General features: G+C 69.2%; 24 protein-coding genes. 14 read left to right on the top strand and 10 right to left on the bottom strand.

Going from position 1 to position 23,576, the window contains the following annotated elements:
- Positions 1–35: 35 nt before the first annotated feature.
- From pgl to tkt, 5 genes are read right to left on the bottom strand one after another with little or no spacing between them, the layout of a single operon-like run.
- Positions 36–818 (bottom strand): 6-phosphogluconolactonase, encoded by a 783-nt coding sequence (gene pgl / locus ABZ880_RS49225; RefSeq protein WP_361277606.1) that lies wholly within the window; start codon positions 816–818, stop codon positions 36–38.
- Entirely contained in the window at positions 815–1,918 is a 1,104-nt protein-coding gene (gene opcA, locus ABZ880_RS49220) for a glucose-6-phosphate dehydrogenase assembly protein OpcA (protein WP_361277605.1), read from the bottom strand. The genes pgl and opcA overlap by 4 nt, the downstream gene beginning before the upstream one ends.
- Positions 1,915–3,438, bottom strand: coding sequence for a glucose-6-phosphate dehydrogenase (gene zwf / locus ABZ880_RS49215; protein ID WP_361277604.1), 1,524 nt, complete (start codon positions 3,436–3,438; stop codon positions 1,915–1,917). Before zwf ends, opcA begins: the two co-directional genes overlap by 4 nt.
- A gap of 3 nt (positions 3,439–3,441) precedes the next feature.
- Positions 3,442–4,560 carry a transaldolase gene (tal, locus tag ABZ880_RS49210; RefSeq protein WP_361277603.1) on the bottom strand — a complete coding sequence of 373 codons (1,119 nt, stop codon included), beginning with the start codon at positions 4,558–4,560 and terminating at the stop codon, positions 3,442–3,444.
- Between the two features lie 33 nt (positions 4,561–4,593).
- Positions 4,594–6,681, bottom strand: a complete 2,088-nt coding sequence (gene tkt, locus ABZ880_RS49205) for a transketolase (protein WP_361277602.1) — start codon at positions 6,679–6,681, stop codon at positions 4,594–4,596.
- A 378-nt stretch (positions 6,682–7,059) separates the two neighbouring features.
- Here tkt and ABZ880_RS49200 point away from each other — a divergent pair, with 378 nt between their 5' ends.
- The 3 genes from ABZ880_RS49200 to ABZ880_RS49190 all read left to right on the top strand — a co-directional run bounded on the left by ABZ880_RS49200 (position 7,060) and on the right by ABZ880_RS49190 (position 9,648).
- Entirely contained in the window at positions 7,060–8,013 is a 954-nt protein-coding gene (locus ABZ880_RS49200; protein ID WP_361277601.1) for a heme o synthase, read from the top strand.
- Positions 8,014–8,107: 94 nt separating this feature from the next.
- Positions 8,108–8,440, top strand: a complete 333-nt coding sequence (locus tag ABZ880_RS49195; protein WP_361277600.1) for a hypothetical protein — start codon at positions 8,108–8,110, stop codon at positions 8,438–8,440.
- A gap of 101 nt (positions 8,441–8,541) precedes the next feature.
- On the top strand, positions 8,542–9,648 hold the full coding sequence (locus tag ABZ880_RS49190) for an amidohydrolase family protein (protein WP_361277599.1): 1,107 nt from the start codon (positions 8,542–8,544) through the stop codon (positions 9,646–9,648).
- Positions 9,649–9,670: 22 nt separating this feature from the next.
- Here ABZ880_RS49190 and ABZ880_RS49185 read toward each other — a convergent pair whose 3' ends face one another.
- Positions 9,671–11,218 (bottom strand): hypothetical protein, encoded by a 1,548-nt coding sequence (locus tag ABZ880_RS49185; RefSeq protein ID WP_361277598.1) that lies wholly within the window; start codon positions 11,216–11,218, stop codon positions 9,671–9,673.
- A 237-nt stretch (positions 11,219–11,455) separates the two neighbouring features.
- Here ABZ880_RS49185 and ABZ880_RS49180 point away from each other — a divergent pair, with 237 nt between their 5' ends.
- Both ABZ880_RS49180 and ABZ880_RS49175 read left to right on the top strand, forming a co-directional pair.
- Entirely contained in the window at positions 11,456–12,025 is a 570-nt protein-coding gene (locus tag ABZ880_RS49180) for a hypothetical protein (RefSeq protein WP_361277597.1), read from the top strand.
- A 9-nt stretch (positions 12,026–12,034) separates the two neighbouring features.
- On the top strand, positions 12,035–12,625 hold the full coding sequence (locus tag ABZ880_RS49175; RefSeq protein ID WP_361277596.1) for a hypothetical protein: 591 nt from the start codon (positions 12,035–12,037) through the stop codon (positions 12,623–12,625).
- Here the strand turns inward: ABZ880_RS49175 and ABZ880_RS49170 are convergent.
- Genes ABZ880_RS49170 through ABZ880_RS49155 form a run of 4 tightly spaced genes read right to left on the bottom strand, consistent with a single transcriptional unit; the run spans position 12,602 to position 16,221 of the window.
- Complete coding sequence (locus tag ABZ880_RS49170; protein ID WP_361277595.1) at positions 12,602–13,615, bottom strand: COX15/CtaA family protein; 1,014 nt, start codon at positions 13,613–13,615, stop codon at positions 12,602–12,604. The genes ABZ880_RS49175 and ABZ880_RS49170 overlap by 24 nt on opposite strands.
- A gap of 58 nt (positions 13,616–13,673) precedes the next feature.
- The gene (locus ABZ880_RS49165) at positions 13,674–14,390 is read right to left on the bottom strand and encodes an ABC transporter permease (protein ID WP_361277651.1); all 717 of its coding nucleotides are present in this window, start codon (positions 14,388–14,390) and stop codon (positions 13,674–13,676) included.
- A gap of 47 nt (positions 14,391–14,437) precedes the next feature.
- Positions 14,438–15,361, bottom strand: coding sequence for an ABC transporter ATP-binding protein (locus ABZ880_RS49160; protein WP_361277594.1), 924 nt, complete (start codon positions 15,359–15,361; stop codon positions 14,438–14,440).
- 11 nt (positions 15,362–15,372) lie between these two features.
- Complete coding sequence (locus tag ABZ880_RS49155; RefSeq protein WP_361277593.1) at positions 15,373–16,221, bottom strand: AAC(3) family N-acetyltransferase; 849 nt, start codon at positions 16,219–16,221, stop codon at positions 15,373–15,375.
- Positions 16,222–16,393: 172 nt separating this feature from the next.
- Here ABZ880_RS49155 and ABZ880_RS49150 point away from each other — a divergent pair, with 172 nt between their 5' ends.
- The 9 genes from ABZ880_RS49150 (at position 16,394) to ABZ880_RS49110 (ending at position 23,386) form a co-directional block, all read left to right on the top strand.
- Complete coding sequence (locus ABZ880_RS49150; RefSeq protein WP_361277592.1) at positions 16,394–17,146, top strand: metalloregulator ArsR/SmtB family transcription factor; 753 nt, start codon at positions 16,394–16,396, stop codon at positions 17,144–17,146.
- A complete protein-coding gene (sufB, locus tag ABZ880_RS49145; RefSeq protein WP_361277591.1) occupies positions 17,143–18,564 on the top strand; it encodes a Fe-S cluster assembly protein SufB in 1,422 nt (473 codons plus the stop codon). Before ABZ880_RS49150 ends, sufB begins: the two co-directional genes overlap by 4 nt.
- Before the next feature lie 61 nt (positions 18,565–18,625).
- A complete protein-coding gene (gene sufD, locus ABZ880_RS49140) occupies positions 18,626–19,810 on the top strand; it encodes a Fe-S cluster assembly protein SufD (protein WP_361277590.1) in 1,185 nt (394 codons plus the stop codon).
- A complete protein-coding gene (locus tag ABZ880_RS49135) occupies positions 19,807–20,127 on the top strand; it encodes a non-heme iron oxygenase ferredoxin subunit (RefSeq protein ID WP_361277589.1) in 321 nt (106 codons plus the stop codon). Before sufD ends, ABZ880_RS49135 begins: the two co-directional genes overlap by 4 nt.
- An 8-nt stretch (positions 20,128–20,135) precedes the next feature.
- A complete protein-coding gene (sufC, locus tag ABZ880_RS49130) occupies positions 20,136–20,900 on the top strand; it encodes a Fe-S cluster assembly ATPase SufC (protein WP_361277588.1) in 765 nt (254 codons plus the stop codon).
- A complete protein-coding gene (locus tag ABZ880_RS49125) occupies positions 20,897–22,153 on the top strand; it encodes a cysteine desulfurase (protein ID WP_361277587.1) in 1,257 nt (418 codons plus the stop codon). The genes sufC and ABZ880_RS49125 overlap by 4 nt, the downstream gene beginning before the upstream one ends.
- Positions 22,154–22,171: 18 nt before the next feature.
- Positions 22,172–22,639: a Fe-S cluster assembly sulfur transfer protein SufU gene (gene sufU, locus ABZ880_RS49120; protein WP_361277586.1), complete on the top strand. Its 468-nt coding sequence runs from the start codon at positions 22,172–22,174 to the stop codon at positions 22,637–22,639.
- A complete protein-coding gene (locus ABZ880_RS49115) occupies positions 22,636–22,968 on the top strand; it encodes a metal-sulfur cluster assembly factor (protein ID WP_132854537.1) in 333 nt (110 codons plus the stop codon). Before sufU ends, ABZ880_RS49115 begins: the two co-directional genes overlap by 4 nt.
- A gap of 40 nt (positions 22,969–23,008) precedes the next feature.
- Positions 23,009–23,386, top strand: coding sequence for a VOC family protein (locus ABZ880_RS49110; protein WP_361277585.1), 378 nt, complete (start codon positions 23,009–23,011; stop codon positions 23,384–23,386).
- Positions 23,387–23,576 lie beyond the last annotated feature (190 nt).

Here is a 23,576-nt window from a genome sequence, read left to right as displayed (position 1 = left end):
CGGGACCGACGAGAACCCCCACCGCACGCTCGGGCTCAGGGCGAAGCCGGCGGATACAGCGACCGCGGCAGCTGCGAGGCCGCCGCCGCGTCCAGCAGCCACAGGGTGCGGGAGCGGCCCTGGGCGCCCGCCGCCGGGGCCTGGACCTCGCCCGCACCGGACAGGGCGATGGCCGCGGCCTGCGCCTTGTCCTCGCCGGCCGCGAGGAGCCACACCTCACGGGCCGCGCGGATCGCCGGAAGGGTCAGCGTGATCCGGGTCGGCGGCGGCTTCGGGGCGCCGTGCACGCCCACCACTGTGCGCTCCGTCTCCCGCACCGCCGGGAGCTCCGGGAACAGCGAGGCCACGTGCGTGTCCGGGCCGACGCCCAGCATCAGGACGTCGAAGGTGGGCACGGCACCGTGGTTCTCGGGACCGGCCGCCCGGGCCAGTTCCTGCGCGTAACCCTCCGCCGCCGCGTCCACGTCCGCGCCGTACACCCCGTCCGAGGCCGGCATGGCGTGCACACGCTTCGGGTCCAGCGGCACGGCGTCGAGCAGGGCCTCGCGGGCCTGCGTGACATTGCGGTCCGGATCGCCCTCGGGCAGGAAGCGCTCGTCTCCCCACCACAGGTCGAGCCGGCCCCAGTCGACCGCGTCCCGGGCCGGAGCGGCGGCCAGGGCGGCCAGCAGGCCGTTGCCGTTGCGGCCGCCCGTGAGGACCACGGACGCATGGCCCCGGGAGGCCTGCGCGTCCACGATCTTCGTGATGAGACGGGCCGCGGCGGCCTGCGCCATCAGTTCCTTGTCGCGGTGCACGACCAGCTGCGGAGTGCTCACTTCGCCGCCGCCTTCTGCTCGGCGTCCTTCACCGGTGCCTGCGCCGCCGCTTCCGGTGCGGCAGTTTCAGCAGCGGCTTCGCTCGCCTCTCCTTTGGGCGCTGGTTCCCCGCTTTTGGACGGCGACTCCACGACGGAAGCCGTCAGCTCCTCGAACGCAAGTGCCTGAGCAGGTCCCGAGTTCAGCCGCTCCACCCCGAACCGCAGCGCCGACGCGTACGTGTCGTCCGGGTCCAGCCGCCGCAGCTCCTCCGCGATCAGCTCGGCCGTCTCACGCCGCTTCAGGGCCACCGCACGGTCCGGCTGGCCCTGGATGGAGAGCGTGGCCAGCGAACCGTCCGCGCGGTCCAGGACTATCTGGCCGGTGTCGGTGGCCATGCGGACGGCCGTGAGCCCCGGCCCGTTCGACAGCGACCGCTTCACCGGTACGTCCAGCCGGTCCGCGAGCCACATCGCCAGCAGCTCGCAGCTGGGGTTGAACTCCTCGCCCTCCACCTCGACGGCCTCCACCTTGCAGGTGACCTGGTCGAGGGCTGCGGCCAGCATCGAGCGCCAGGGCGTGATGCGGGTCCAGGAGAGGTCGGTGTCGCCGGGGGTGTAGGTGTCGGCACGGGCCGTCAGTTCCCGTACCGGCTGCTCCGCGGAGTACGTGTCCGTCACCCGGCGCTGGGCGAGGGCGCCCAGCGGATCGCTCGCCGGGTCGAGGGGCGCGTTCACCGGCCACCAGACCACCACGGGGGCGTCCGGCAGCAGCAGGGGCAGGACGACGGACTGCGCATGGTCGACGATCTCGCCGTACAGGCGCAGGATCACGGTCTCGCCGGAGCCCGCGTCCGCGCCCACCCGGATCTCGGCGTCCAGGCGGGACTGCGTACGGTCGCGGGGCGAGCGCGAGACCCGCTTGATGACGACCAGGGTGCGCGAGGGGTGCTCGTGCGAGGCGTCGTTCGCTGCCTTCAGGGCGTCGTACGCGTTCTCCTCGTCCGTCACGATGACCAGCGTGAGCACCATGCCGACGGCCGGCGTGCCGATGGCCCGGCGGCCCTGCACCAGCGCCTTGTTGATCTTGCTGGCCGTGGTGTCCGTGAGGTCTATCTTCATGGCCGGCGCCAGCTCCGTCCGTCTCGCTCGAGCATTTCGTCCGCCTCGACGGGCCCCCAGGTGCCGGACTGGTACTGGGCGGGCTTGCCGTTGGTGTCCCAGTACTCCTCGATCGGGTCGAGGATCTGCCAGGACAGCTCGACCTCCTCGGTGCGCGGGAAGAGGTTGGAGTCGCCGAGCAGAACGTCCAGGATCAGGCGCTCGTACGCCTCCGGGCTCGACTCGGTGAAGGACTCGCCGTACGCGAAGTCCATCGAGACGTCCCGGATCTCCATCGAGGTGCCCGGCACCTTCGAGCCGAAGCGGACCGTCACGCCCTCGTCCGGCTGGACGCGGATGACGATCGCGTTCTTGCCGAGCTCCTCCGTCGCCGTGTGGTCGAAGGGGGAGTGCGGGGCCCGCTGGAAGACGACCGCGATCTCGGTGACCCGGCGGCCCAGGCGCTTGCCGGTGCGGAGGTAGAACGGGACGCCCGCCCAACGGCGGTTGTCCACCTCCAGTTTGATGGCCGCGTAGGTGTCGGTCTTCGAGTTGGCGTCGATGCCCTCCTCCTGGAGGTATCCGACCGCCTTCTCGCCGCCCTGCCAGCCCGCCGCGTACTGACCGCGCACGGTGTCCCGGCCCAGGTCCCTCGGCAGCCGTACCGCGCCGAGCACCTTGGTCTTCTCGGCGGCCAGCGCGTCCGCGTCGAAGGAGGCGGGCTCCTCCATGGCCGTGAGAGCCATGAGCTGGAGGAGGTGGTTCTGGATGACGTCACGGGCGGCGCCGATGCCGTCGTAGTAGCCGGCCCGGCCGCCGATGCCGATGTCCTCGGCCATAGTGATCTGCACATGGTCCACGAAGGACCGGTTCCAGATCGGCTCGAACATCGTGTTGGCGAAGCGCAGCGCCAGGATGTTCTGGACGGTCTCCTTGCCCAGGTAGTGGTCGATGCGGAAGACCTGGTCCGGGGCGAAGACCTCGTGCACGACCTTGTTGAGCTCCTCGGCCGACTTCAGGTCGTGGCCGAAGGGCTTCTCGATGACGGCGCGGCGCCAGGAGCCGGAGCTCTGGTCGGCCAGACCGTGCTTCTTCAGCTGCTGGATGACGACCGGGAAGGAGCGCGGCGGCACCGACAGGTAGAAGGCGAAGTTGCCGCCGGTGCCCTGTGCCTTGTCGAGCTCCTCGATGGTGCCGCGCAGCCGCTCGAACGCGTCGTCGTCGTCGAAGGTGCCCTGGACGAAGCGCATCCCCTGGATGAGCTGCTGCCAGACCTCCTCGCGGAACGGCGTACGGGCGTGCTCCTTGACGGCGTCGTGGACCTCGGCGGCGAAGTCCTCGTGCTGCCACTCGCGGCGGGCGAAGCCCACCAGCGAGAAGCCCGGCGGCAGCAGACCCCGGTTGGCGAGGTCGTACACGGCGGGCATGAGCTTCTTTCGTGACAAATCGCCCGTGACGCCGAAGATGACCAGGCCCGACGGCCCCGCGATACGCGGGAGCCGTCGGTCGGCGGGGTCACGCAGCGGATTGCTGCTCGACAAAGATCAACCCTCCGAGGGGGCGAGGCGCTCCAGCTCCGCCTCGGTCGACTTGAGCAGGTCGTTCCAGGACGCCTCGAACTTCTCGACGCCCTCGTCCTCCAGGACCTGGACCACGTCGTCGTACGAGATCCCGAGCTTCTCGACGGCGTCGAGGTCGGCGCGGGCCTGCTCGTACGTACCGGCGATCGTGTTGCCGGTGATCGAGCCGTGCTCCTCGGTGGCCTGCAGGGTGGCCTCCGGCATGGTGTTCACCGTGTTCGGCGCCACCAGGTCGTCGACGTACAGGGTCGGCTTGTACGCCGGGTCCTTCACGCCGGTGGAGGCCCACAGCGGACGCTGCTTGCGGGCGCCCGCGTTCTCCAGCTTGCTCCAGCGGTCGGAGGAGAAGACCTCCTCGTACGCCTGGTAGGCCAGACGCGCGTTGGCGACGGCGGCCTTGCCGCGCAGCGCCTTGGCCTCGTCGGTGCCCAGCGCGTCCAGGCGCTTGTCGATCTCGGTGTCCACGCGGGACACGAAGAAGGACGCGACCGAGCGGATCAGCGAGAGGTCCAGGCCGCGCTCCTTGGCCTTCTCCAGGCCGGAGAGGTAGGCGTCCATGACCTCGCGGTAGCGCTCCAGCGAGAAGATCAGCGTGACGTTGACGCTGATGCCGAGGCCGATGACCTCGGTGATCGCCGGCAGACCCGCCTTGGTGGCCGGGATCTTGATGAGCGTGTTGGGACGGTCCACCAGCCAGGCGAGCTGCTTGGCCTCGGCGACCGTCGCCCTGGTGTTGTGGGCGAGGCGCGGGTCGACCTCGATCGACACGCGGCCGTCCTGGCCGTCGGTGGCGTCGAAGACCGGGCGCAGGATGTCGGCGGCGTCGCGGACGTCCGCCGTGGTGATCATGCGGACGGCCTCTTCGACGGTGACCTTGCGGGCGGCGAGGTCGGCGAGCTGCTGCTCGTAACCGTCACCGGACGAGATCGCCTTCTGGAAGATCGTCGGGTTGGTGGTGACGCCCACGACGTGCTGCTGGTCGATCAGCTCGGCGAGGTTGCCGGACGTGATCCGCTTGCGCGACAGGTCGTCCAGCCAGATCGCGACGCCTTCCTCGGAGAGGCGCTTGAGTGCGTCTGTCATGGAATTACATCTCCTACGTGTCGTATGTGAGCGTCAGCGCTGGGCGGCGGCGATGGATTCCCGGGCCTTGGCGGCCACGTTCTCGGCAGTGAAGCCGAACTCGCGGAAGAGCACCTTGCCGTCGGCGGAAGCACCGAAGTGCTCCAGGGAAACGATGCGGCCGGCATCCCCGACGTACTTGTGCCAGGTGAGCCCGATACCGGCCTCGACCGCGACCCGCGCCTTCACGTTCGGCGGCAGAACGCTGTCCCGGTACCCCTGGTCCTGCTCCTCGAACCACTCCACGGACGGCATGGACACGACCCGCGTCGGCACCCCGTCCGCCTGCAGCTGCTCGCGCGCCTCGACGGCGACGTGCACCTCGGACCCGGTGGCGATCAGGATGACCTGGGCGTCGCCGCCCTCGGCCTCGAACAGGACGTAACCGCCCTTCGCCGCTTCGTCGTTGGCCTCGTACGTCGGCACGCCCTGGCGGGTCAGCGCGAGGCCGTGCGGGGCGCCCTTGCCGAACTCCTTGGTGTACCGCTTGAGGATCTCGCGCCAGGCGATCGCGGTCTCGTTGGCGTCGGCCGGGCGGACCACGTTCAGGCCCGGGATGGCGCGCAGCGAGGCCAGGTGCTCGACCGGCTGGTGCGTCGGGCCGTCCTCGCCGAGACCGATGGAGTCGTGCGTCCACACGTACGTCACCGGCAGGTGCATCAGCGCCGACAGACGTACGGCGTTGCGCATGTAGTCGGAGAAGACCAGGAACGTACCGCCGTAGATACGGGTGTTGCCGTGCAGCGCGATGCCGTTCATCTCCGCGGCCATGGAGTGCTCGCGGATGCCGAAGTGGATCGTGCGGCCGTACGGGTTCGCCTCCGGCAGCGGGTTGTCCGCCGGCAGGAACGAACTGGTCTTGTCGATGGTCGTGTTGTTCGAGCCGGCCAGGTCGGCGGAGCCGCCCCACAGCTCGGGGATGATGGCGCCGAGCGCCTGCAGCACCTTGCCGGAGGCGGCACGCGTGGCGACGCCCTTGCCCGGCTCGAAGACCGGGAGCTTGTCCTCCCAGCCGACGGGCAGCTCACCGGCGTTGATGCGGTCGAACTCGGCGGCGCGCTCGGGGTTGTTCTGGCGCCACAGCTGGAACGACTTCTCCCACTCGGCCTTCGCCTCGCGGCCCCGCTCCAGCGCCTGCCGGGTGTGCTTGATGACGTCGTCGGAGACCTCGAAGCTCTGCTCCGGGTCGAAGCCGAGGACGCGCTTGGTGGCCGCGACCTCGTCGTCGCCGAGCGCCGAGCCGTGGGCGGCCTCGGTGTTCTGGGCGTTCGGGGCGGGCCAGGCGATGATCGAGCGCATCGCGATGAAGGACGGCTTGTCCGTCACCTGCTTCGCGGCCTCGATCGCGTTGTAGACGGCGTGCGGGTCGATGTCGCCGTCCGGCTTCGGGGCGACGCGCTGCACATGCCAGCCGTATGCCTCGTAGCGCTTGACGGTGTCCTCGGAGACGGCCGTCTCGGTGTCGCCCTCGATCGAGATGTGGTTGTCGTCCCACAGCAGGATCAGGTTGCCGAGCTTCTGGTGGCCGGCCAGCGAGGACGCCTCGGCGGAGATGCCCTCCTGGAGGCAGCCGTCACCGGCGATCGCGAAGACGAAGTGGTCGAAGGGGGACTCGCCCTGCGGGGCCTCGGGGTCGAACAGGCCGCGCTCGTAGCGGGCGGCCATCGCCATGCCCACGGCGTTGGCGACACCCTGGCCGAGCGGACCGGTCGTCGTCTCGACGCCCTTGGTGTGGCCGTACTCCGGGTGGCCGGGGGTCTTCGAACCCCAGGTGCGGAAGGCCTTCAGGTCGTCCAGCTCCAGGCCGAAGCCGGCCAGGTAGAGCTGCGTGTAGAGGGTCAGGGACGAGTGGCCGGCGGACAGCACGAAGCGGTCGCGTGCGACCCACTCCGGGTCGGCCGGGTCGTGCCGCATCACCTTCTGGAAGAGGGTGTAGGCGGCGGGCGCCAGGCTCATCGCCGTACCAGGATGGCCGTTGCCGACCTTCTGTACGGCGTCGGCGGCCAGGACGCGGGCGGTGTCCACGGCCCGCTGGTCCAACTCGGTCCACTCGAGGTCTGTGGTGGTCGGCTTGGTGCTCACCCTGAGTCAGGGCTCCTCTCCACATGTCACGCATGTCGAATGCCGGCGCACTGGACGCCCACCGGCCGCTGTCGAGCCTACCCCCGTGAGAACGTGCAATTTTTCGAGTCATTCCAGACTGCCGGGCCCACGGGGGATCCGCCTCCCGACTGGGCAGATCGCATTCGGCAACTGAATACGCAGCGGCTCATGCGAGTACTCAATCGAGCTTCAGTGCGACCGATGAGCGGCCCCCAAGGACGCTGGTCGGCGCCCCCTCCCAACACGACCCCACCCCCGCGAAGGTCGGGGTATGGGCAACGTCTACAGTGGCGTGGTACGCGCGGGCCTTTACCGGTACTTCACACGGGTGGGGCCTGCTGGGATGTCTCTGTAGGGGTGTGCGTGACGGCCGTCGAATCCCGTCCAGCCGGGGTGCTGGGGGAGAGCAGGAGCTCGAGTCACCGGCCGTTCGGGGCCCGTGTCAAGGCGTTCGTGGCGCTGACGAAGCCGCGGATCATCGAGCTTCTGCTCATCACCACCGTTCCGGTGATGTTCCTGGCCCAGCAGGGTGTGCCGGACCTGACGCTGGTGCTGCTCACCTGCGTCGGCGGCTACCTCTCGGCGGGCGGCGCCAACGCGCTGAACATGTACATCGACCGCGACATCGACGCCCTCATGGACCGCACCTCGCAGCGCCCGCTGGTGACGGGAATGGTCAGCCCCCGCGAATGCCTGGCATTCGGCATCACGCTCGCGGTGGTCTCCACGCTCCTGTTCGGCTTCGCCGTCAACTGGCTGAGCGCCTGGCTCTCCCTCGGCGCACTCCTCTTCTACGTCGTCGTCTACACGATGATCCTCAAGCGCCGTACCTCGCAGAACATCGTGTGGGGCGGCATCGCCGGCTGCCTCCCGGTGCTGATCGGCTGGTCGTCCGTCACGAACTCCATGTCGTGGGCGCCGGTCATCCTCTTCCTCGTCATGTTCTTCTGGACGCCGCCGCACTACTGGCCGCTGTCCATGAAGGTCAAGGACGACTACGCGCGCGTGGGCGTGCCGATGCTGCCGGTCGTCGCCTCCAACAAGGTGGTCGCCAAGCAGATCGTCATCTACAGCTGGGTGATGGTCGCCGTCTCGCTCCTTCTCACCCCCCTCGGCTACACGGGCTGGTTCTACACGCTCGTGGCGCTGCTGGCCGGCGGCTTCTGGCTGTGGGAGGCGCACGGGCTGCAGAACCGCGCCAAGGCGGAGGTGACGGGCGCGAAGCTCAAGGAGATGCGCCTGTTCCACTGGTCGATCACCTATGTGTCGATCCTGTTCGTCGCGGTCGCGGTGGACCCGTTCCTCCGTTAGTCCCTCTCTGTACGTCGCTTCGGGCGGGGTGCGTGGTCAAGGCCACGCACCCCGCCCGTCGCCGTTTGATCTACCCGTCGGTAGCATCCTGGCCATGGCAGACACGCAGCAGGTAGATCCCAAGGCCGAGCGCAGGGTGGCGAAGCTCGCCAAGCAGATCGGCGCCTTCTCCAAGGCGCACGGCGGGGCCGAGGGTCAGGTGGCCTACATCGGCGAGCGCGGCGCGCGCATCGTCCTCGTCGGCGAGGACGGCGGCTGGGGCGACCTGGTGGCGCCGTCGTACGAGATCGCCGAGCAGGCCGTGGAGAAGTCGGGCATCACCGTCCACGAGGCGTTCGACGGCGAGTTCGCGGCCAAGGTGAAGACCGGGCCGTACGAGTGGACGCGCATGGCGGGCATCCAGGTGGGCGGCCCCAGCAACGGCTGACAACCGTCGGCGGTTCACACCGGGTGTGTGAGACCAACACCTAGTGCCCGGTTCACCCGTTAGGACCTGTACGAGCGCAGGGTCCGACACGGGGAGTCCGGATGATCGAAACGCCGTCCCTCGTGGACCAGTACTGCCACGGAGTACTGCGGACGGAGCTGGGCCTCGGCACCTTCGAGGCCCAGCTGGCCCGCACGGAGGGGCCGCCCGCGGCCGGAACCACCCTCTTCGACACCCAGACCGGTTTCGCCGTACGACGCTGGTGCCCCCCACTGCTCGGCCTGGAACCGCACTGTCCCCCCGCCCGCTATCTCGCCCGGCGTCGTGAACTGGGCGTACTGGAGTCGGGCCGCAGGCTGCTGCGCGGCAGTGGTATCACGACATATCTGGTCGACACGGGGTTGCCCGGCGATCTGACCGGCCCCTCCGAGATGGCCTCCGTGGGCGCCGCCGACGCCCGGGAGATCGTGCGTCTGGAGCTGCTGGCCGAACAGGTCGCCGACACCTCCGGCACCGTCGAGTCCTTTCTCGCCAACCTCGCCGAGTCGGTGCACGGAGCCGCCGCGAACGCCGTGGCCTTCACCTCCGTGGCGGGCGTACGGCACGGACTGGCGCTGGCACCCGAGCCGCCCGGCCCGGGCGAGGTACGGGGCGCGGCGGGCCGGTGGCTGGCGGACCGCAGGGTGGGCGGCGAACTGACCGATCCGGTCCTGCTACGGCACCTGCTGTGGATCGCGGTCGCCTCCGGCCTGCCGCTCCAACTCCACGCGGGGCTCGGCGAACCAGGCCTGCGCATCGACCGCACGGACCCGGTTCTGCTCACCGACTTCGTACGGGCGACCGCGGGCCTGGGCACGGACGTGGTCCTGCTGCACGGCTACCCGTACCACCGCCACGCCGCCCATCTCGCCGGCGTCTTCCCGCACGTCTATGCCGACTCCGGCGCCGCCCTGGTCCGCACCGGCGCCCGCGCCGCGACCGTCCTCGCCGAACTCCTGGAACTGGCCCCCTTCGGCAAGCTCCTCTTCTCCAGCGGGGCCCACGGCCTGCCCGAACTGCACGTGGTCGGGGCCCGGCTGTTCCGGGAGGCCCTCGGCCGGGTGCTGGGCGGCTGGGTGGCCGAGGGCGCGTGGTCGCCGGCGGATGCGCAGCGGGTGGCGGGGATGGTGGCGGCGGGGAACGCGCGGAGGGTGTACGGACTCGGGTGAGCCGCACGGCACCCCGGACCGGCTACCCGGCCTCTCCCCAGTCCGGCTCGTCGTCCACGTCCGTGTAGACCGGCTCCACCTCCGACCAGCCCGGTCGCAGGGTGGGCAGGGGCGGCGGCGTGCCGTCGTCGGTGGTCTCCGGTGAGTCGTTGCGGTAGTGCACGCGGGACACGTCCACGGCGCTGTCGGCGCGGCAGAACTGGGTGTCGTAGTCGGCGTACGTGGTCGCCTTGTGCGAGCGCGGTCCCACCACGACGCAGTTGAAGCCGTCCCCGGGTTCGACGTGGTCCGGTGTCTCCATCTCCGCGCCGACCGCCAGGCTGTTGGACAGGACGACCCAGGCGCCGAACTCCTCGATGCACCGCTGTGCCGCCTGGCGCTCCCACTGGGGCCGCGCGCGCAGGATGGGAGCAGCGAACAGCGGGACGAGGATGTGGGAGACGCCCAGGGCCTGGAGCTGGGCGGCCCAGCGCACCGACTGCTTGATGTCCTCGCAGATGAAGACGGCGAGGCGGCCCAGCGAGCTCTCCAGCACGGTGATTTCCGTGCCCCGGTTGATGTCCTCGCGGGCGAGCCCCTGGTGCGGTCCGCCGGGCAGCCGCCACTGGTCGGCCAGATCGGTGGTGACGGTGAAGCCCGCCATCTTGTCCTGCCGCAGGATCACCTCGCGGGTACGGCAGTCGATCAGGACCGCCCGGTTCGGGGGCGGGTTGGTGTCGGTGAGCGGACCGGTGCCCACCAGAAGCCACCGCAGGCCGCTGTCCTGGGGCAGCTCCCTGAGCACGTTCTTCCAGTCCCTGAGCAGCGGAGCCGACACCGTGCTCTCGGGCAGCACGCCGATCTCGGCGTCCGATTCCCAGAGATTGCGGACCGCCTTGCCGATGCGTCCGCCGAGATCCTCAGAGGGCGTGATCCGATATCGGCGGCCTGGACCCTTCTTCTCCCATTCGAACTTCAGATCGGTATACCTTTCCAGCATGGGAACGGCACCGATGGAAATCGATTCCTCGCCCTTGAATCCCGGATCATTCAGGGCGGGTATCCGGGTGAGCCGGATTCGTCGGCAGTCGTCCGGAGTGACTCGGTGGACGTCGAAGAAATCCGCCTTGTTCTCCCACTCCGCCATCACCTTTCCCGGCCGTGCGCAGCGCGGCAGGAGCAGCCCCGTCGTCCGGCGCGGGGTGTTGAGACGGTTGTGGCGGATGTAGCGGACCCTGAGCCAGTCCATGGTCGGGTCGTCGAAGCGCGTGTTGAACGGGTTGGCCGCGGCCAGGGCCCGGTCCAGGCCGACCAGGGCGGTGAACATGCCCAGGTGGCCGTGGTTGTCGACCTCGTGGACGATGTCGCCCGCCAGCTTCTCGGTGACGCGGCCGGTCCGCAGCACCTGCCTGCAGATGTGGTCGGCCTTTTCGCGAACGGTCGAATTCCGCAACCAATCGATCGCTTCGTCGGCACGGAAGCGCTCTTCCGGAAGCAGATCGTAAAGAATCACGAAGAGGTCGGCCGGATCGGCTGTTAATTCAACCCCGTTGATCGAATGTACGGTGGCGCGCGGCATTTCATCGTTCATGGTTCATCCCCCCGATGCGTGAGCGCGTAACCAGATGTTAACGGCGCTCGCCGAATATGCGCATTGAGTGTGCCGACCTGCATGTAACAAATGGGACTCGGCGATCTCCCATGGGATTTCCCGGCGATCTTTCCAGGTTCCGGAAAGAATCATCCCGCCGTCACTTGACACTCACTTGACATCGGTGCATGGTGAGAGGGACCAGGAAGCCGAGGAGTGGAGATCGGGGGAGACGTCATGAACGAGTGGGAGAGCGGTCGGCACGACAGGGTGACCGAGGTACGGAACCTGATCGACGAGATGCAGATGGACTCCGGGATGACGGAGGGGTGCTTCAGCTCCCTGGGCATGCTCATCACCGATGCGTCCCTGGCCGCCGACGAGCCGGCCCTGCGCGCGGCCCACGACGGGTTGCGACGGCTGTACGGGCATCTCGGACCGCAGGAGGAGAACTCCGACCCCAAGGCCGCCGGACAGCGCGGCCGTCTCCTCGGTCAGATCGACATCACGTTCTGGGCGCTGCGCCGGCTGCCGTCGGGGCTGCAGCTGAACCTCGACCCGCACGGGCATGCCGCCCGCTTCCTGACGGCGATCGCACACGAGCCCGGCTTGAGCAACGAACAGCTCGCCGAGCGGCTCCAGGTGGACATCACGGAGATCAGCCGGGTCGGCCGCAAGCTCCTGTCATCAGGCGTGGCGTGGAAGGACAAGCAGTGGCGGCGCAACGTCTGGAGCATCACGCCACGCGGTGTCACCTGCCTCGAGCAGGCCGGTCTGCTGGAGCCCCAGAGTTCGGTCACGGACTAGGGGACCGCGGTGGCGCAGGGGGAGCCGCCTCCGCGGGACCCGGTTCTGGCGGCACCGCGGGACGTCGTCGTCCTCATCGCCGTACTGCTGGTCCTCACCGTCATGCTCGGCACCGTGCTGGTGCAGGCCTGGCCGCCGCCCGCCGGGGCGAAGGGTGGGGCACTGCACGCCGACCGGATCCGGATCCTGTTCTGGGTGCCCGGGCTGCTGCGCGACACACGGCTCTTCCTGGTCGTGGCGTCCGCCGGCGGCCTGGGCGCGCTCATCCACGTGCTGCGCTCGGTCTACGAGTACGTCGGCGACCGGAAACTGCGGCGCAGCTGGATCACGATGTACCTTCTGGAGCCGTTCGTGGGGGCGATCCTGGCGCTCGTCGTGTATTGCGTCCTGCGCGGTGGGCTGACGACGAGCATGGCCTCGTCCAGCGACATCAACCCGTACGGTGTGACCGCCGTGGCCGCGCTGGTCGGGATGTTCTCCCGGCAGACGGTGGACAAGCTGCGCGCCGTGTTCAACACACTGCTGACGCCACCGCAGGACAGCCCCGGCGAGGGGCTGGGGCGGCCCGGGACCTCCTCAGACTCCTGCCCCGACCGATGAGCCGGCCTGTGCGGGCCCCGGAATCCCGAGGTCGCCACCGGGCCGCTCCCGCAGCGCCAGCAGCACCCTGAGCACCCAGATCCACACCAGGCCCGAGCCCAGCATGTGCAGGCCGACCAGGGCTTCGGGGAGGTTGGTGAAGTACTGGACGTAGCCGATGACGCCCTGCGAGAGCAGGACCAGGAAGAGCTCCCGGGTGCGGTGCAGGGGCGCCGCGGGGGCGTCGACCGCCTTGAGGACGAACCACAGGGCGAAGGTCAAGGTGACCACGATCCAGGCCAGTACGGCGTGCAGCTTGCTGATCGTCTCCCAGTCCAGCGGCATGCGCTCGACCTCGCTGGAGTCGCCCGCGTGCGGACCGGCGCCGGTCACCACCGTGCCGACCGCGATCAGCAGCACCGAGGCGGCGACCAGGAACCACACCATCTGCTGCACGGGCTTGCCGACCAGCGACCGGGGCGCCCCGTCGCCCTCGCGGGTGCGCTGCCACATCACGGTGGCGACCGCGATCAGCGCCGAGGCGAGCAGGAAGTGCGCCGCGACCGTGTAGGGGTTGAGCCCGACCAGAACCACGACACCGCCGAGCACCGCATTGCCCATCACCAGCCAGAACTGCGCCCAGCCCAGACGGGTCAGACTGCGCCGGTACGGCTTCTCGGAGCGCGCGGCGACGATCGCCCAGCCGATGGCCGCGCACAGCACGTAAGTCAGCATGCGGTTGCCGAACTCGATGGCGCTGTGGACGTTCATCGCCCCCGTGGGGGCGAGCGAGGTGGCGGTGCACTTGGGCCAGGTCGGGCAGCCGAGCCCGGAACCGGTCAGCCGCACCGCACCGCCGGTGACCACGATCACCACCGACATGACGAGCGCGGAAAGGGCCGACCGCTGAACCGTCCGGGGTTCCGGGGTCCAGCGTCCGGCGATGAAGGCGAGCGGGTTGCGCACGGCCGCCAGGGCATCGGCGCGGGTCACGTTTGGCACGCGTTCCATCGTAGGGGGCTGCTTGTGCACGTATTCACGAGGGTCCACGACGTCCACTGCGCCCGGGCTACTCCCAGCGGAAGAACCTCCCCGCCACCGCCAGCCCCACGACCGCCCACACGCCCAGAATCCCCAGGTCCCCCCACGGCATACCGGCCCCGTGCTGCAGCACGTCCCGCAACCCGTCCGACAGGGCGGAGATCGGCAGCAGGCCCAACACGTCCTGCGCGCCCTGCGGGAACTTGTCCATCGGGACGATCACGCCGCCGCCCACGAGGAGCAGCAGGAAGACCAGGTTCGCAGCCGCCAGGGTCGCCTCCGCCTTCAGCGTGCCCGCCATCAGGAGGCCGAGGCCCGAGAAGGCCGCCGTGCCCAGGATCAGCAGGAGCAGGACGGCGGCCGGGTTGCCGTGCGGGGACCAGCCCAGTGCGAAGGCGATCACCGTCAGGAGGATGACCTGGAGGACCTCCGTGACCAGCACCGACGCCGTCTTCGCGGTCATCAGGCCCCAGCGGGGGAGCGGAGAGGAGGCCAGGCGCTTGAGGACGCCGTAGCGGCGTTCGAAGCCCGTGGCGATCGCCTGGCCCGTGAAGGCCGTGGACATGACCGCGAGGGCGAGGATGCCCGGCGCGAGGAAGTCCACTGCCTCGCCCGCGCCCGTGTCGACGATGTCCACCGAGCTGAACAGGACGAGCAGCAGCGTCGGGATCACGACGGTCAGCAGGAGCTGTTCGCCGTTGCGCAGGAGCATCTTCGTCTCGAGGGCGGCCTGCGCCGCGATCATGCGGGGGAGGGGGGCCGCACCCGGCCGCGGTGCATAGGTGCCGGTGGTCACGAGCGCAGCTCCTTGCCGGTGAGCTCCAGGAATACGTCTTCGAGGGTGTGCCGTTCGACCGAGATCCGGTCCGGCATCACCCCGTGCTGCGCGCACCAGGACGCCACCGTCGCCAGCAGTTGCGGGTCGACCTTGCCGATGACGCGGTACGAGCCCGGCGTCAGCTCCGCGGCCGTGCAGTCGGCGGGCAGGGCCTTGAGCAGCGACCCCACGTCCAGACCCGGCCGGCCCGTGAAGCGGAGCGTGTTCTCGGCGCCGCCGCGGCACAGCTCCTCCGGGTGGCCCTGGGCGATGACCCGGCCCGCGTCGATGATCGCGACGTCGTCGGCGAGCTGCTCGGCCTCGTCCATGTAGTGCGTGGTCAGGACGACCGAGACGCCGTCGGCGCGCAGGTCGCGGACCAGGTCCCAGGTGGCGTGCCGGGCCTGCGGGTCGAGGCCGGCGGTCGGCTCGTCGAGGAAGACCAGTTCGGGGCGGCCCACGACCGCCATGGCCAGGGCCAGGCGCTGCTGCTGGCCGCCGGAGAGCCGGCGGTACGTCGTCCGGCCGCAGGAGCCTAGGCCCAGCCGCTCGATGAGCGCGTCCACGTCCAGCGGGTTGGCGTGCAGCTTCGCCACGTGCCGCAGCATCTCGTCGGCCCGCGCACCCGAGTACACGCCGCCGGACTGCAGCATCACGCCGATCCGCGGATGCAGCAGGCGGGCCTCGCGCACCGGGTCGAGCCCCAGCACGCGCACCGTCCCGGAGTCGGGCTTCCGGTACCCCTCGCACGTCTCGACCGTGGTCGTCTTGCCCGCGCCGTTCGGGCCGAGTACGGCGGTCACGCCCGCCCTGGCCACCAGGTCGAGGCCGTCGACGGCGGTTTTCGTGCCGTACCGCTTCACCAGGGCCTGAACCTGGAGCACGGGCTCACTTCGCATGGGTCCAGAGTCTAGGTACGCCGTCCGCGCCCCGGAGCGGCGGGTGCAGGATCTCCACCAGCAGGTAGTTCCTCCTCGCGGGAGCGGTGCAGCGCCAGCCACCGCTGGGCGTACGCCACCGCATCCGCAACCGGGAACAGCCGTACGTCGGCCGCGCCCACCGTGCCCCGTACGACGGGGCGGTCCCGCTCGAAGTCGTAGCCGAGCTCGTCGAACCGCTCCGAGGTGATCGACACCTCGGTCACCACCTCCCAGCCCGTCGGGCCGGGGCGGCCCACCTTCACCAGCGGCGAGGGTATGCGGTACTCGGCCAGGTGGAAGCTGGTGCAGCTGCCATAGCCGGCCCCGAGCAGAAGCACCCGGGCGCCCAGGGCCTCGAGCCGCGCCAGCGGACTGCGCTCGCCGAGCCGGCAGTCCGGCGCGTGGCCGTCGACGATCTCCGCCGCGCGCGGGCCGACTGCCGCGAACGACGTCTGGGGGTGGGCGCTGCGCAGGGCGCCCGGCCACCGCCGTACGGTCTCCGGGATCACGCCGACCCCGCGCGAGGGCGTGATCAGGGGGTCGTAGGCGGGCATGGTGGCCCGTATGCGCTCCCACCACTCCTCGGGCACCGGAGGGTTCCCCCACAGTGCCGGGTCCGAGAGGTCGCCGGTCTGGGTCGGGACGACCAGCGTCCCCTGATGGCCGAGCGCATCGAGCAGTCCCTGGACGACCGCGACGGGGCCCCCGCAGACCCAGCCGAGGCTGCTGAGCGAGGAGTGCACGAGGAGGGTCTCGCCGGTCTCGACGCCCAGTCCGCGCAGTTGTGCGGCGACTGTGTCGCGGGTGACAAGAGGGCCGGTCGGAGGGGGTGTCGACATGGTTGGGGAGTGTTCCGGAAGGGGTCGCGGGACGCCACCGAATTGGCTGGACTTTGATCGATCAAAGATCGTTTTCCCAGGTCAGATTAGGTGAACCTAAGTGACGTAGGGCACCGTCGATCGATCCGGACGCGGCTTGCCCGGTCCTGAGGAATTACGCAACAATGGCGTTGTGAAAAACGTCGGCGAGGCTCTGGAGACCCCCACGGGGGCGCACCAGGAAGAGCACGCGACCGGGGAGCGCTCCACGCGCAACCGGGTCGCGCGGTCGATCCTGGACCACGGGCCGTCGACCGTCACCGAGCTGGCCGGACGGCTGGGGCTCACCCCCGCGGCCGTACGACGGCATCTGGACGCACTGGTCGCCGACGACGTCGTGGAGGCGCGGGAGCAGCGGGTGTACGGCGCGCGGACGCGTGGCCGTCCCGCCAAGGTGTTCGCCCTGACCGACTGCGGCCGCGACGCCTTCGACCAGTCCTACGACAAGCTCGCCGCGGACGCCCTGCGCTGGATCTCCGAGCGCTTCGGCGGGGACGAGGCGGTCGTCGCCTTCGCGCGCGCGAGGATCGCCGAACAGGCCGCCGCCTACCGCGCGGCGATCGAGGCCGCCGCCCCCGAAGAACGCACGGAAGCCCTGGCCAAGGCCCTGAGCGCGGACGGGTACGCTGCTACGGCGCGCAGCGCCCCCCTCCCGCAAAAAGGTGAGCAGCTCTGCCAGCACCACTGCCCGGTGGCCCATGTCGCGGAGAAGTTCCCGCAGCTGTGCGAGGCGGAGACCGAGATCTTCTCCCAGCTGCTCGGCACACACGTCCAGCGGCTGGCGACCATCGCGCACGGCGACGGCGTCTGCACGACGTTCATCCCCAAGATTTCCAAGACCACTGACAACGCAACCGCAAGCACGGCCGGGAGGAACCCCGCATGACTCTCCCCACGGAGACTGCCCACCCTGAGCTCGAGGGCCTGGGCAACTACGAATACGGCTGGGCCGACTCCGACGAGGCCGGTGCCTCTGCCAAGCGCGGTCTCAGCGAGGACGTCGTCCGGGACATTTCCGCCAAGAAGAACGAGCCGGAGTGGATGACCAAGCTCCGTCTCAAGGGCCTGCGCCTGTTCGAGAAGAAGCCCATGCCGAACTGGGGCTCGGACCTCTCGGGCATCGACTTCGACAACATCAAGTACTTCGTGCGTTCCACGGAGAAGCAGGCGGAGTCCTGGGAGGACCTGCCCGAGGACATCAAGAACACGTACGACAAGCTCGGCATCCCCGAGGCGGAGAAGCAGCGCCTCGTCGCCGGTGTCGCGGCCCAGTACGAGTCCGAGGTCGTCTACCACCAGATCCGCGAGGACCTGGAGGAGCAGGGCGTCATCTTCCTGGACACCGACACCGCGCTGAAGGAGCACCCGGAGCTCTTCAAGGAGTACTTCGGCACCGTCATCCCGGTCGGCGACAACAAGTTCGCGTCGCTGAACACCGCGGTGTGGTCCGGCGGCTCCTTCATCTACGTGCCGAAGGGCGTGCACGTGGAGATCCCGCTCCAGGCCTACTTCCGCATCAACACGGAGAACATGGGCCAGTTCGAGCGGACCCTGATCATCGTCGACGAGGGTGCCTACGTGCACTACGTCGAGGGCTGTACGGCGCCGATCTACAAGTCGGACTCGCTGCACTCCGCGGTCGTCGAGATCATCGTCAAGAAGAACGCCCGCTGCCGCTACACGACCATCCAGAACTGGTCGAACAACGTCTACAACCTGGTCACCAAGCGCGCCGTCGCCTACGAGGGCGCGACCATGGAGTGGATCGACGGCAACATCGGCTCCAAGGTGACGATGAAGTACCCGGCCGTCTACCTGATGGGCGAGCACGCCAAGGGCGAGACCCTCTCCATCGCCTTCGCGGGCGAGGGGCAGCACCAGGACGCCGGCTCCAAGATGGTCCACATGGCGCCGAACACCTCCTCCAACATCGTCTCCAAGTCGGTGGCGCGCGGTGGCGGTCGTACCTCCTACCGCGGTCTCGTCGAGATCGGCGAGGGCGCACACGGCTCCAAGTCGAACGTGCTGTGCGACGCGCTGCTCGTCGACACCATCTCCCGCTCCGACACGTACCCCTACGTGGACGTCCGCGAGGACGACGTGTCCATGGGCCACGAGGCGACCGTCTCCAAGGTCTCCGAGGACCAGCTCTTCTACCTGATGAGCCGCGGCCTCAGCGAGTTCGAGGCGATGGCGATGATCGTGCGCGGCTTCGTCGAGCCCATCGCGAAGGAGCTGCCCATGGAGTACGCCCTCGAGCTCAACCGGCTGATCGAGCTGCAGATGGAAGGCGCGGTCGGCTGAGACCCCGCACTCCGAAGCAGTAGCCAGATTTCTGACGCAGGAAGAGAGCAGACCGACAGCCATGGCTGAGGCTCAGAACATCCCGGTGGGGTCCACCACCGCCGGCCAGATCGCGGTGGCCGCCGAGTCGACCGTCGCCACGCGCATGAGCGCGCCCCCGTCCTTCGACGTTGCGGACTTCCCGGTCCCGCACGGCCGCGAGGAGGAGTGGCGGTTCACCCCGCTGGAGCGCCTGCGCGGGCTGCACGACGGCACCGCCGTCGTCACCGGCGAAGGCGTGAAGGTCGCCGTCGAGGCCCCCGAGGGCGTCACCGTCGAGACCGTCGACCGTGACGACCCGCGCCTCGGCAAGGCCGGCACCCCCGTGGACCGCATCGCCGCCCAGGCGTACTCGGCGTTCGAGAAGGCCGGCGTGGTCACCGTCCCCAAGGAGACGGTGCTCACCGAGCCGATCCGCATCGCCGTGCACGGCGAGGGCGGAGTCCGCTACGGCCACCAGGTCGTCGAGCTCGGAGCCTTCGCCGAGGCCGTCGTCGTCATCGACCACACCGGTGACGCCGTGCTCGCCGCCAACGTCGACTACATCCTGGGCGACGGCGCCAAGCTGACCGTCGTCTCCGTCCAGGACTGGGACGACAAGGCCGTGCACGTGGCCCAGCACAACGCCCTCATCGGGCGGGACGCGAGCTTCAAGTCGGTCGTGGTGACCTTCGGCGGCGACCTCGTACGGCTGCACCCGCGCGTCTCCTACGCCGGCCCCGGCGGCGAGGCCGAGCTGCTCGGTCTGTACTTCACGGACGCCGGCCAGCACCAGGAGCACCGCCTCCTGGTCGACCACAACGTCCCGCACTGCAAGTCCAACGTCGTCTACAAGGGCGCGCTGCAGGGCGAGGCCGCCCACGCGGTGTGGATCGGCGACGTCCTCATCGAGGCCAAGGCCGAGGGCACGGACACGTACGAGATGAACCGCAACCTGGTTCTGACCGACGGCGCCCGGGTCGACTCCGTGCCGAACCTCGAGATCGAGACCGGCGAGATCGTCGGCGCCGGCCACGCCTCGGCGACCGGCCGCTTCGACGACGAGCAGCTCTTCTACCTGATGGCCCGCGGCATCCCGGAGCACGAGGCGCGCCGCCTCGTCGTCCGCGGCTTCTTCGCGGAGCTGGTGCAGCAGATCGGTGTCGCCGACATCGAGGAGCGCCTGATCGCGAAGATCGAAGAGGAGCTGGAGGCGTCGGTCGCATGACGTCGTTCGTACGCGCCTGTGGGCTGAGCGAGCTGGAGGAGGACACCCCGAAGCGGGTGGAACTCGACGGCACGCCGGTCTCGGTCGTCCGTACCGAGGGGGAGGTGTTCGCCATCCACGACATCTGCTCCCACGCGAACGTCTCGCTCTCCGAGGGCGAGGTGGAGGACTGCCAGATCGAGTGCTGGCTGCACGGCTCCAGCTTCGACCTCCGCACCGGCAAGCCGTCCGGCCTACCCGCGACGCGCCCCGTCCCCGTATACCCCGTAAAGATCGAAGGGGACGACGTTCTCGTCTCCCTCAACCAGGAGTCCTGAGGCAATCCATGGCAACGCTTGAAATCCGAGACCTGCGCGTCACCGTCGAGGCCGACAACGCCACGAAGGAGATCCTCAAGGGCGTCGACCTGACCGTGAAGCAGGGCGAGACGCACGCCATCATGGGCCCCAACGGCTCCGGCAAGTCGACCCTCGCCTACTCCCTCGCGGGCCACCCGAAGTACACGATCACCGGCGGCACCGTGACCCTCGACGGCGAGGACGTCCTGGAGATGTCCGTCGACGAGCGCGCCCGCGCGGGCCTGTTCCTCGCGATGCAGTACCCGGTCGAGGTCCCGGGTGTGTCGGTCTCCAACTTCCTTCGTACGTCCGCCACCGCCATTCGCGGCGAGGCCCCCAAGCTGCGTCTTTGGGTCAAGGAGGTCAAGGAGGCCATGGAGCGCCTCAACATGGACCCCTCCTTCGCCGAGCGCAACGTCAACGAGGGCTTCTCCGGCGGTGAGAAGAAGCGCCACGAGATCCTCCAGCTCGAACTGCTCAAGCCGAAGATCGCGATCCTCGACGAGACCGACTCCGGCCTCGACGTCGACGCCCTTCGCGTCGTCTCCGAGGGCGTCAACCGCGTCCGCGAGACCGGCGAGGTCGGCACCCTGCTGATCACGCACTACACGCGCATCCTGCGCTACATCAAGCCCGACCACGTCCACGTCTTCTCCGGCGGTCGCATCGTCGAGTCCGGCGGCGCCGAGCTCGCGGACAAGCTGGAGGACGAGGGCTACGAGGCGTACACGAAGGGTGGCGCATCCGCGTGACACTGCTGCCGGGCCTCCTCGACGCAGAGGCGATCCGCAAGGACTTCCCCGTCCTGGACCGCCAGGTCCACGACGGCAAGAAGCTCGTGTACCTGGACAACGCTGCGACCTCGCAGAAGCCGCGCCAGGTGCTGGACGCACTGAACGAGTACTACGAGCGCTACAACGCCAACGTCCATCGCGGTGTGCATGTGCTCGCCGAGGAGGCCACGGCGCTGTACGAGGGCGCGCGCGACAAGGTCGCGTCGTTCATCAACGCGCCCAGCCGCGACGAGGTGATCTTCACCAAGAACGCCTCCGAGTCGCTCAACCTCGTGGCGAACATGCTGGGTTGGGCCGACGAGCCCTACCGCGTGGACCACGAGACCGAGATCGTCATCACGGAGATGGAGCACCACTCCAACATCGTGCCGTGGCAGCTGCTCTCGCAGCGCACGGGCGCGAAGCTGAAGTGGTTCGGCCTGACCGACGACGGTCGCCTGGACCTCTCCAACATCGACGAGATCATCACCGAGAAGACGAAGATCGTCTCCTTCGTGCTGGTGTCGAACATCCTCGGCACGGTCAACCCCGTCGAGGCGATCGTGCGCCGTGCGCAGGAGGTCGGTGCGCTGGTGTGCATCGACGCCTCGCAGGCGGCGCCGCACATGCCGCTGGACGTGCAGTCGCTGCAGGCCGACTTCGTGGCCTTCACCGGCCACAAGATGTGCGGCCCGACCGGCATCGGCGTCCTGTGGGGCCGTCAGGAGCTGCTCGAGGACCTGCCCCCGTTCCTGGGCGGCGGCGAGATGATCGAGACGGTGTCGATGCACTCGTCGACGTACGCTCCCGCCCCGCACAAGTTCGAGGCGGGTACGCCGCCGATCGCGCAGGCGGTCGGCCTGGGCGCGGCGATCGACTACCTGTCCGCGATCGGCATGGACAAGATCCTCGCCCACGAGCACGCGCTGACGGAGTACGCGGTCAAGCGTCTGACGGAGGTCCCGGACCTCAGGATCATCGGCCCGACCACGGCCGAGGACCGGGGCGCGGCGATCTCCTTCACGCTCGGCGACATACACCCGCACGACGTGGGCCAGGTCCTCGACGAGCAGGGCATCGCGGTCCGCGTCGGCCACCACTGCGCGCGACCGGTCTGCCTGCGCTACGGAATTCCTGCGACCACGCGAGCGTCGTTCTATCTGTACTCCACGCCGGCCGAGATCGACGCACTGGTCGAGGGGCTGGAGCACGTACGGAACTTCTTCGGCTGAAGGGCGTGAGCTGAGACCGTGAAGCTGGACTCGATGTACCAGGAAGTCATCCTGGACCACTACAAGCACCCGCACGGGCGGGGCTTGCGGGATGGCGACGCCGAGGTGCACCACGTCAACCCGACGTGCGGCGACGAGATCACCCTCCGCGTGAAGTACGACGGCACGAAGATCGAGGACGTCTCCTACGAGGGCCAGGGCTGCTCGATCAGCCAGGCCTCGGCGTCCGTACTGAACGAACTGCTGGTCGGCAAGGACGTCGCCGAGGCGCAGAAGATCCAGGAGACCTTCCTGGAGCTGATGCAGTCCAAGGGCCGGATCGAGCCGGACGACGCGATGGAGGAGGTGCTGGAGGACGCGGTCGCGTTCGCCGGCGTCTCCAAGTACCCGGCCCGGGTCAAGTGCGCCCTCCTCAGCTGGATGGCGTGGAAGGACGCGACGGCCCAGGCGCTGGGCGGAGCCGACGCCGAAAGGAAGACGGCATGAGTGACACCGTTGAGATCAAGCCCGCCTCGGAGGAGGAACTCCGCGAGGCCCTGATGGACGTCGTCGACCCCGAACTCGGCATCGACGTCGTCAACCTCGGCCTGATCTACGGCATCCATGTCGACGACGCGAACATCGCCACCGTCGACATGACCCTGACCTCGGCGGCCTGCCCGCTGACGGACGTCATCGAGGACCAGGCCAAGTCCGCCACGGACGGCCTCGTCAGCGAACTGCGCATCAACTGGGTGTGGATGCCGCCGTGGGGGCCGGACAAGATCACGGACGATGGGCGGGAGCAGCTTCGGGCGCTGGGCTTCAACGTCTGATCCGACGACTGCGTGTGCGAAACGGCCATACCTTTGCGGTATGGCCGTTTCGCTGCATCACATCGTCGTCGACGCGCACGACCTGCCCGGGCTTGCCCGCTTCTGGTGCCGGGTCCTCGACTGGAAGGTCCTGTCGGAGAAGCCGCGTGAAGTCGTCATCGGGCCCCACGAGTTCGCGGTCACCGGTATCTGCTTCATGCCGGTGAGCGATCCGAAGACCGTCAAGAACCGGCTGCACTTCGACCTCGCTCCGGACGACCAGGAGGCGGAGGTCGAGCGCCTCCTGGCCCTGGGCGCACGGCGCGTCGACATCGGGCAGGGGAGCGCGGTCGGCTGGGTGGTGCTGGCCGACCCGGAGGGCAACGAGTTCTGCGTGCTGCGGCCGAAGGCCTCGCTGATCGCCTTCCGTGACGGCTAGGGCTCTTCTGATGGATCTCCGTGGGAGAAGGAGCGGCGTTCGGTGGGTGCTCTCGGCGTGCCGGGCGTCGCGACGCCGCGGAGATCCATCAGAGAGCCCTAGGAGTTGTCTTCAAATGTCACGCCCACATCAGCAGCGATGCGAGGGTGACGGCTGCTTGGTAGGACTCGGCGGTCTTGTCGTAGCGGGT

It is taken from the genome of Streptomyces sp. NPDC047043, from assembly GCF_040644055.1.
Classification (GTDB): domain Bacteria; phylum Actinomycetota; class Actinomycetes; order Streptomycetales; family Streptomycetaceae; genus Streptomyces.
The sequence above is the reverse complement of the archived record's forward strand: the minus strand, read 5'-3'. Positions and strand labels throughout refer to the sequence as shown.

Excerpts from the sequence above, each read along its gene's own strand:
- opcA (WP_361277605.1), bottom strand. The coding sequence starts at position 1,918 with ATGAAGATAGACCTCACGGACACCACGGCCAGCAAGATCAACAAGGCG.
- tal (WP_361277603.1), bottom strand. The coding sequence starts at position 4,560 with ATGACAGACGCACTCAAGCGCCTCTCCGAGGAAGGCGTCGCGATCTGG.
- ABZ880_RS49195 (WP_361277600.1), top strand. The coding sequence starts at position 8,108 with ATGGCAGACACGCAGCAGGTAGATCCCAAGGCCGAGCGCAGGGTGGCG.
- ABZ880_RS49190 (WP_361277599.1), top strand. The coding sequence starts at position 8,542 with ATGATCGAAACGCCGTCCCTCGTGGACCAGTACTGCCACGGAGTACTG.
- ABZ880_RS49185 (WP_361277598.1), bottom strand. The coding sequence starts at position 11,218 with ATGAACGATGAAATGCCGCGCGCCACCGTACATTCGATCAACGGGGTT.
- ABZ880_RS49180 (WP_361277597.1), top strand. The coding sequence starts at position 11,456 with ATGAACGAGTGGGAGAGCGGTCGGCACGACAGGGTGACCGAGGTACGG.
- ABZ880_RS49170 (WP_361277595.1), bottom strand. The coding sequence starts at position 13,615 with ATGGAACGCGTGCCAAACGTGACCCGCGCCGATGCCCTGGCGGCCGTG.
- ABZ880_RS49165 (WP_361277651.1), bottom strand. The coding sequence starts at position 14,390 with ATGATCGCGGCGCAGGCCGCCCTCGAGACGAAGATGCTCCTGCGCAAC.
- ABZ880_RS49160 (WP_361277594.1), bottom strand. The coding sequence starts at position 15,361 with ATGCGAAGTGAGCCCGTGCTCCAGGTTCAGGCCCTGGTGAAGCGGTAC.
- ABZ880_RS49155 (WP_361277593.1), bottom strand. The coding sequence starts at position 16,221 with ATGTCGACACCCCCTCCGACCGGCCCTCTTGTCACCCGCGACACAGTC.
- sufB (WP_361277591.1), top strand. The coding sequence starts at position 17,143 with ATGACTCTCCCCACGGAGACTGCCCACCCTGAGCTCGAGGGCCTGGGC.
- sufD (WP_361277590.1), top strand. The coding sequence starts at position 18,626 with ATGGCTGAGGCTCAGAACATCCCGGTGGGGTCCACCACCGCCGGCCAG.
- ABZ880_RS49135 (WP_361277589.1), top strand. The coding sequence starts at position 19,807 with ATGACGTCGTTCGTACGCGCCTGTGGGCTGAGCGAGCTGGAGGAGGAC.
- sufC (WP_361277588.1), top strand. The coding sequence starts at position 20,136 with ATGGCAACGCTTGAAATCCGAGACCTGCGCGTCACCGTCGAGGCCGAC.
- ABZ880_RS49115 (WP_132854537.1), top strand. The coding sequence starts at position 22,636 with ATGAGTGACACCGTTGAGATCAAGCCCGCCTCGGAGGAGGAACTCCGC.
- ABZ880_RS49110 (WP_361277585.1), top strand. The coding sequence starts at position 23,009 with ATGGCCGTTTCGCTGCATCACATCGTCGTCGACGCGCACGACCTGCCC.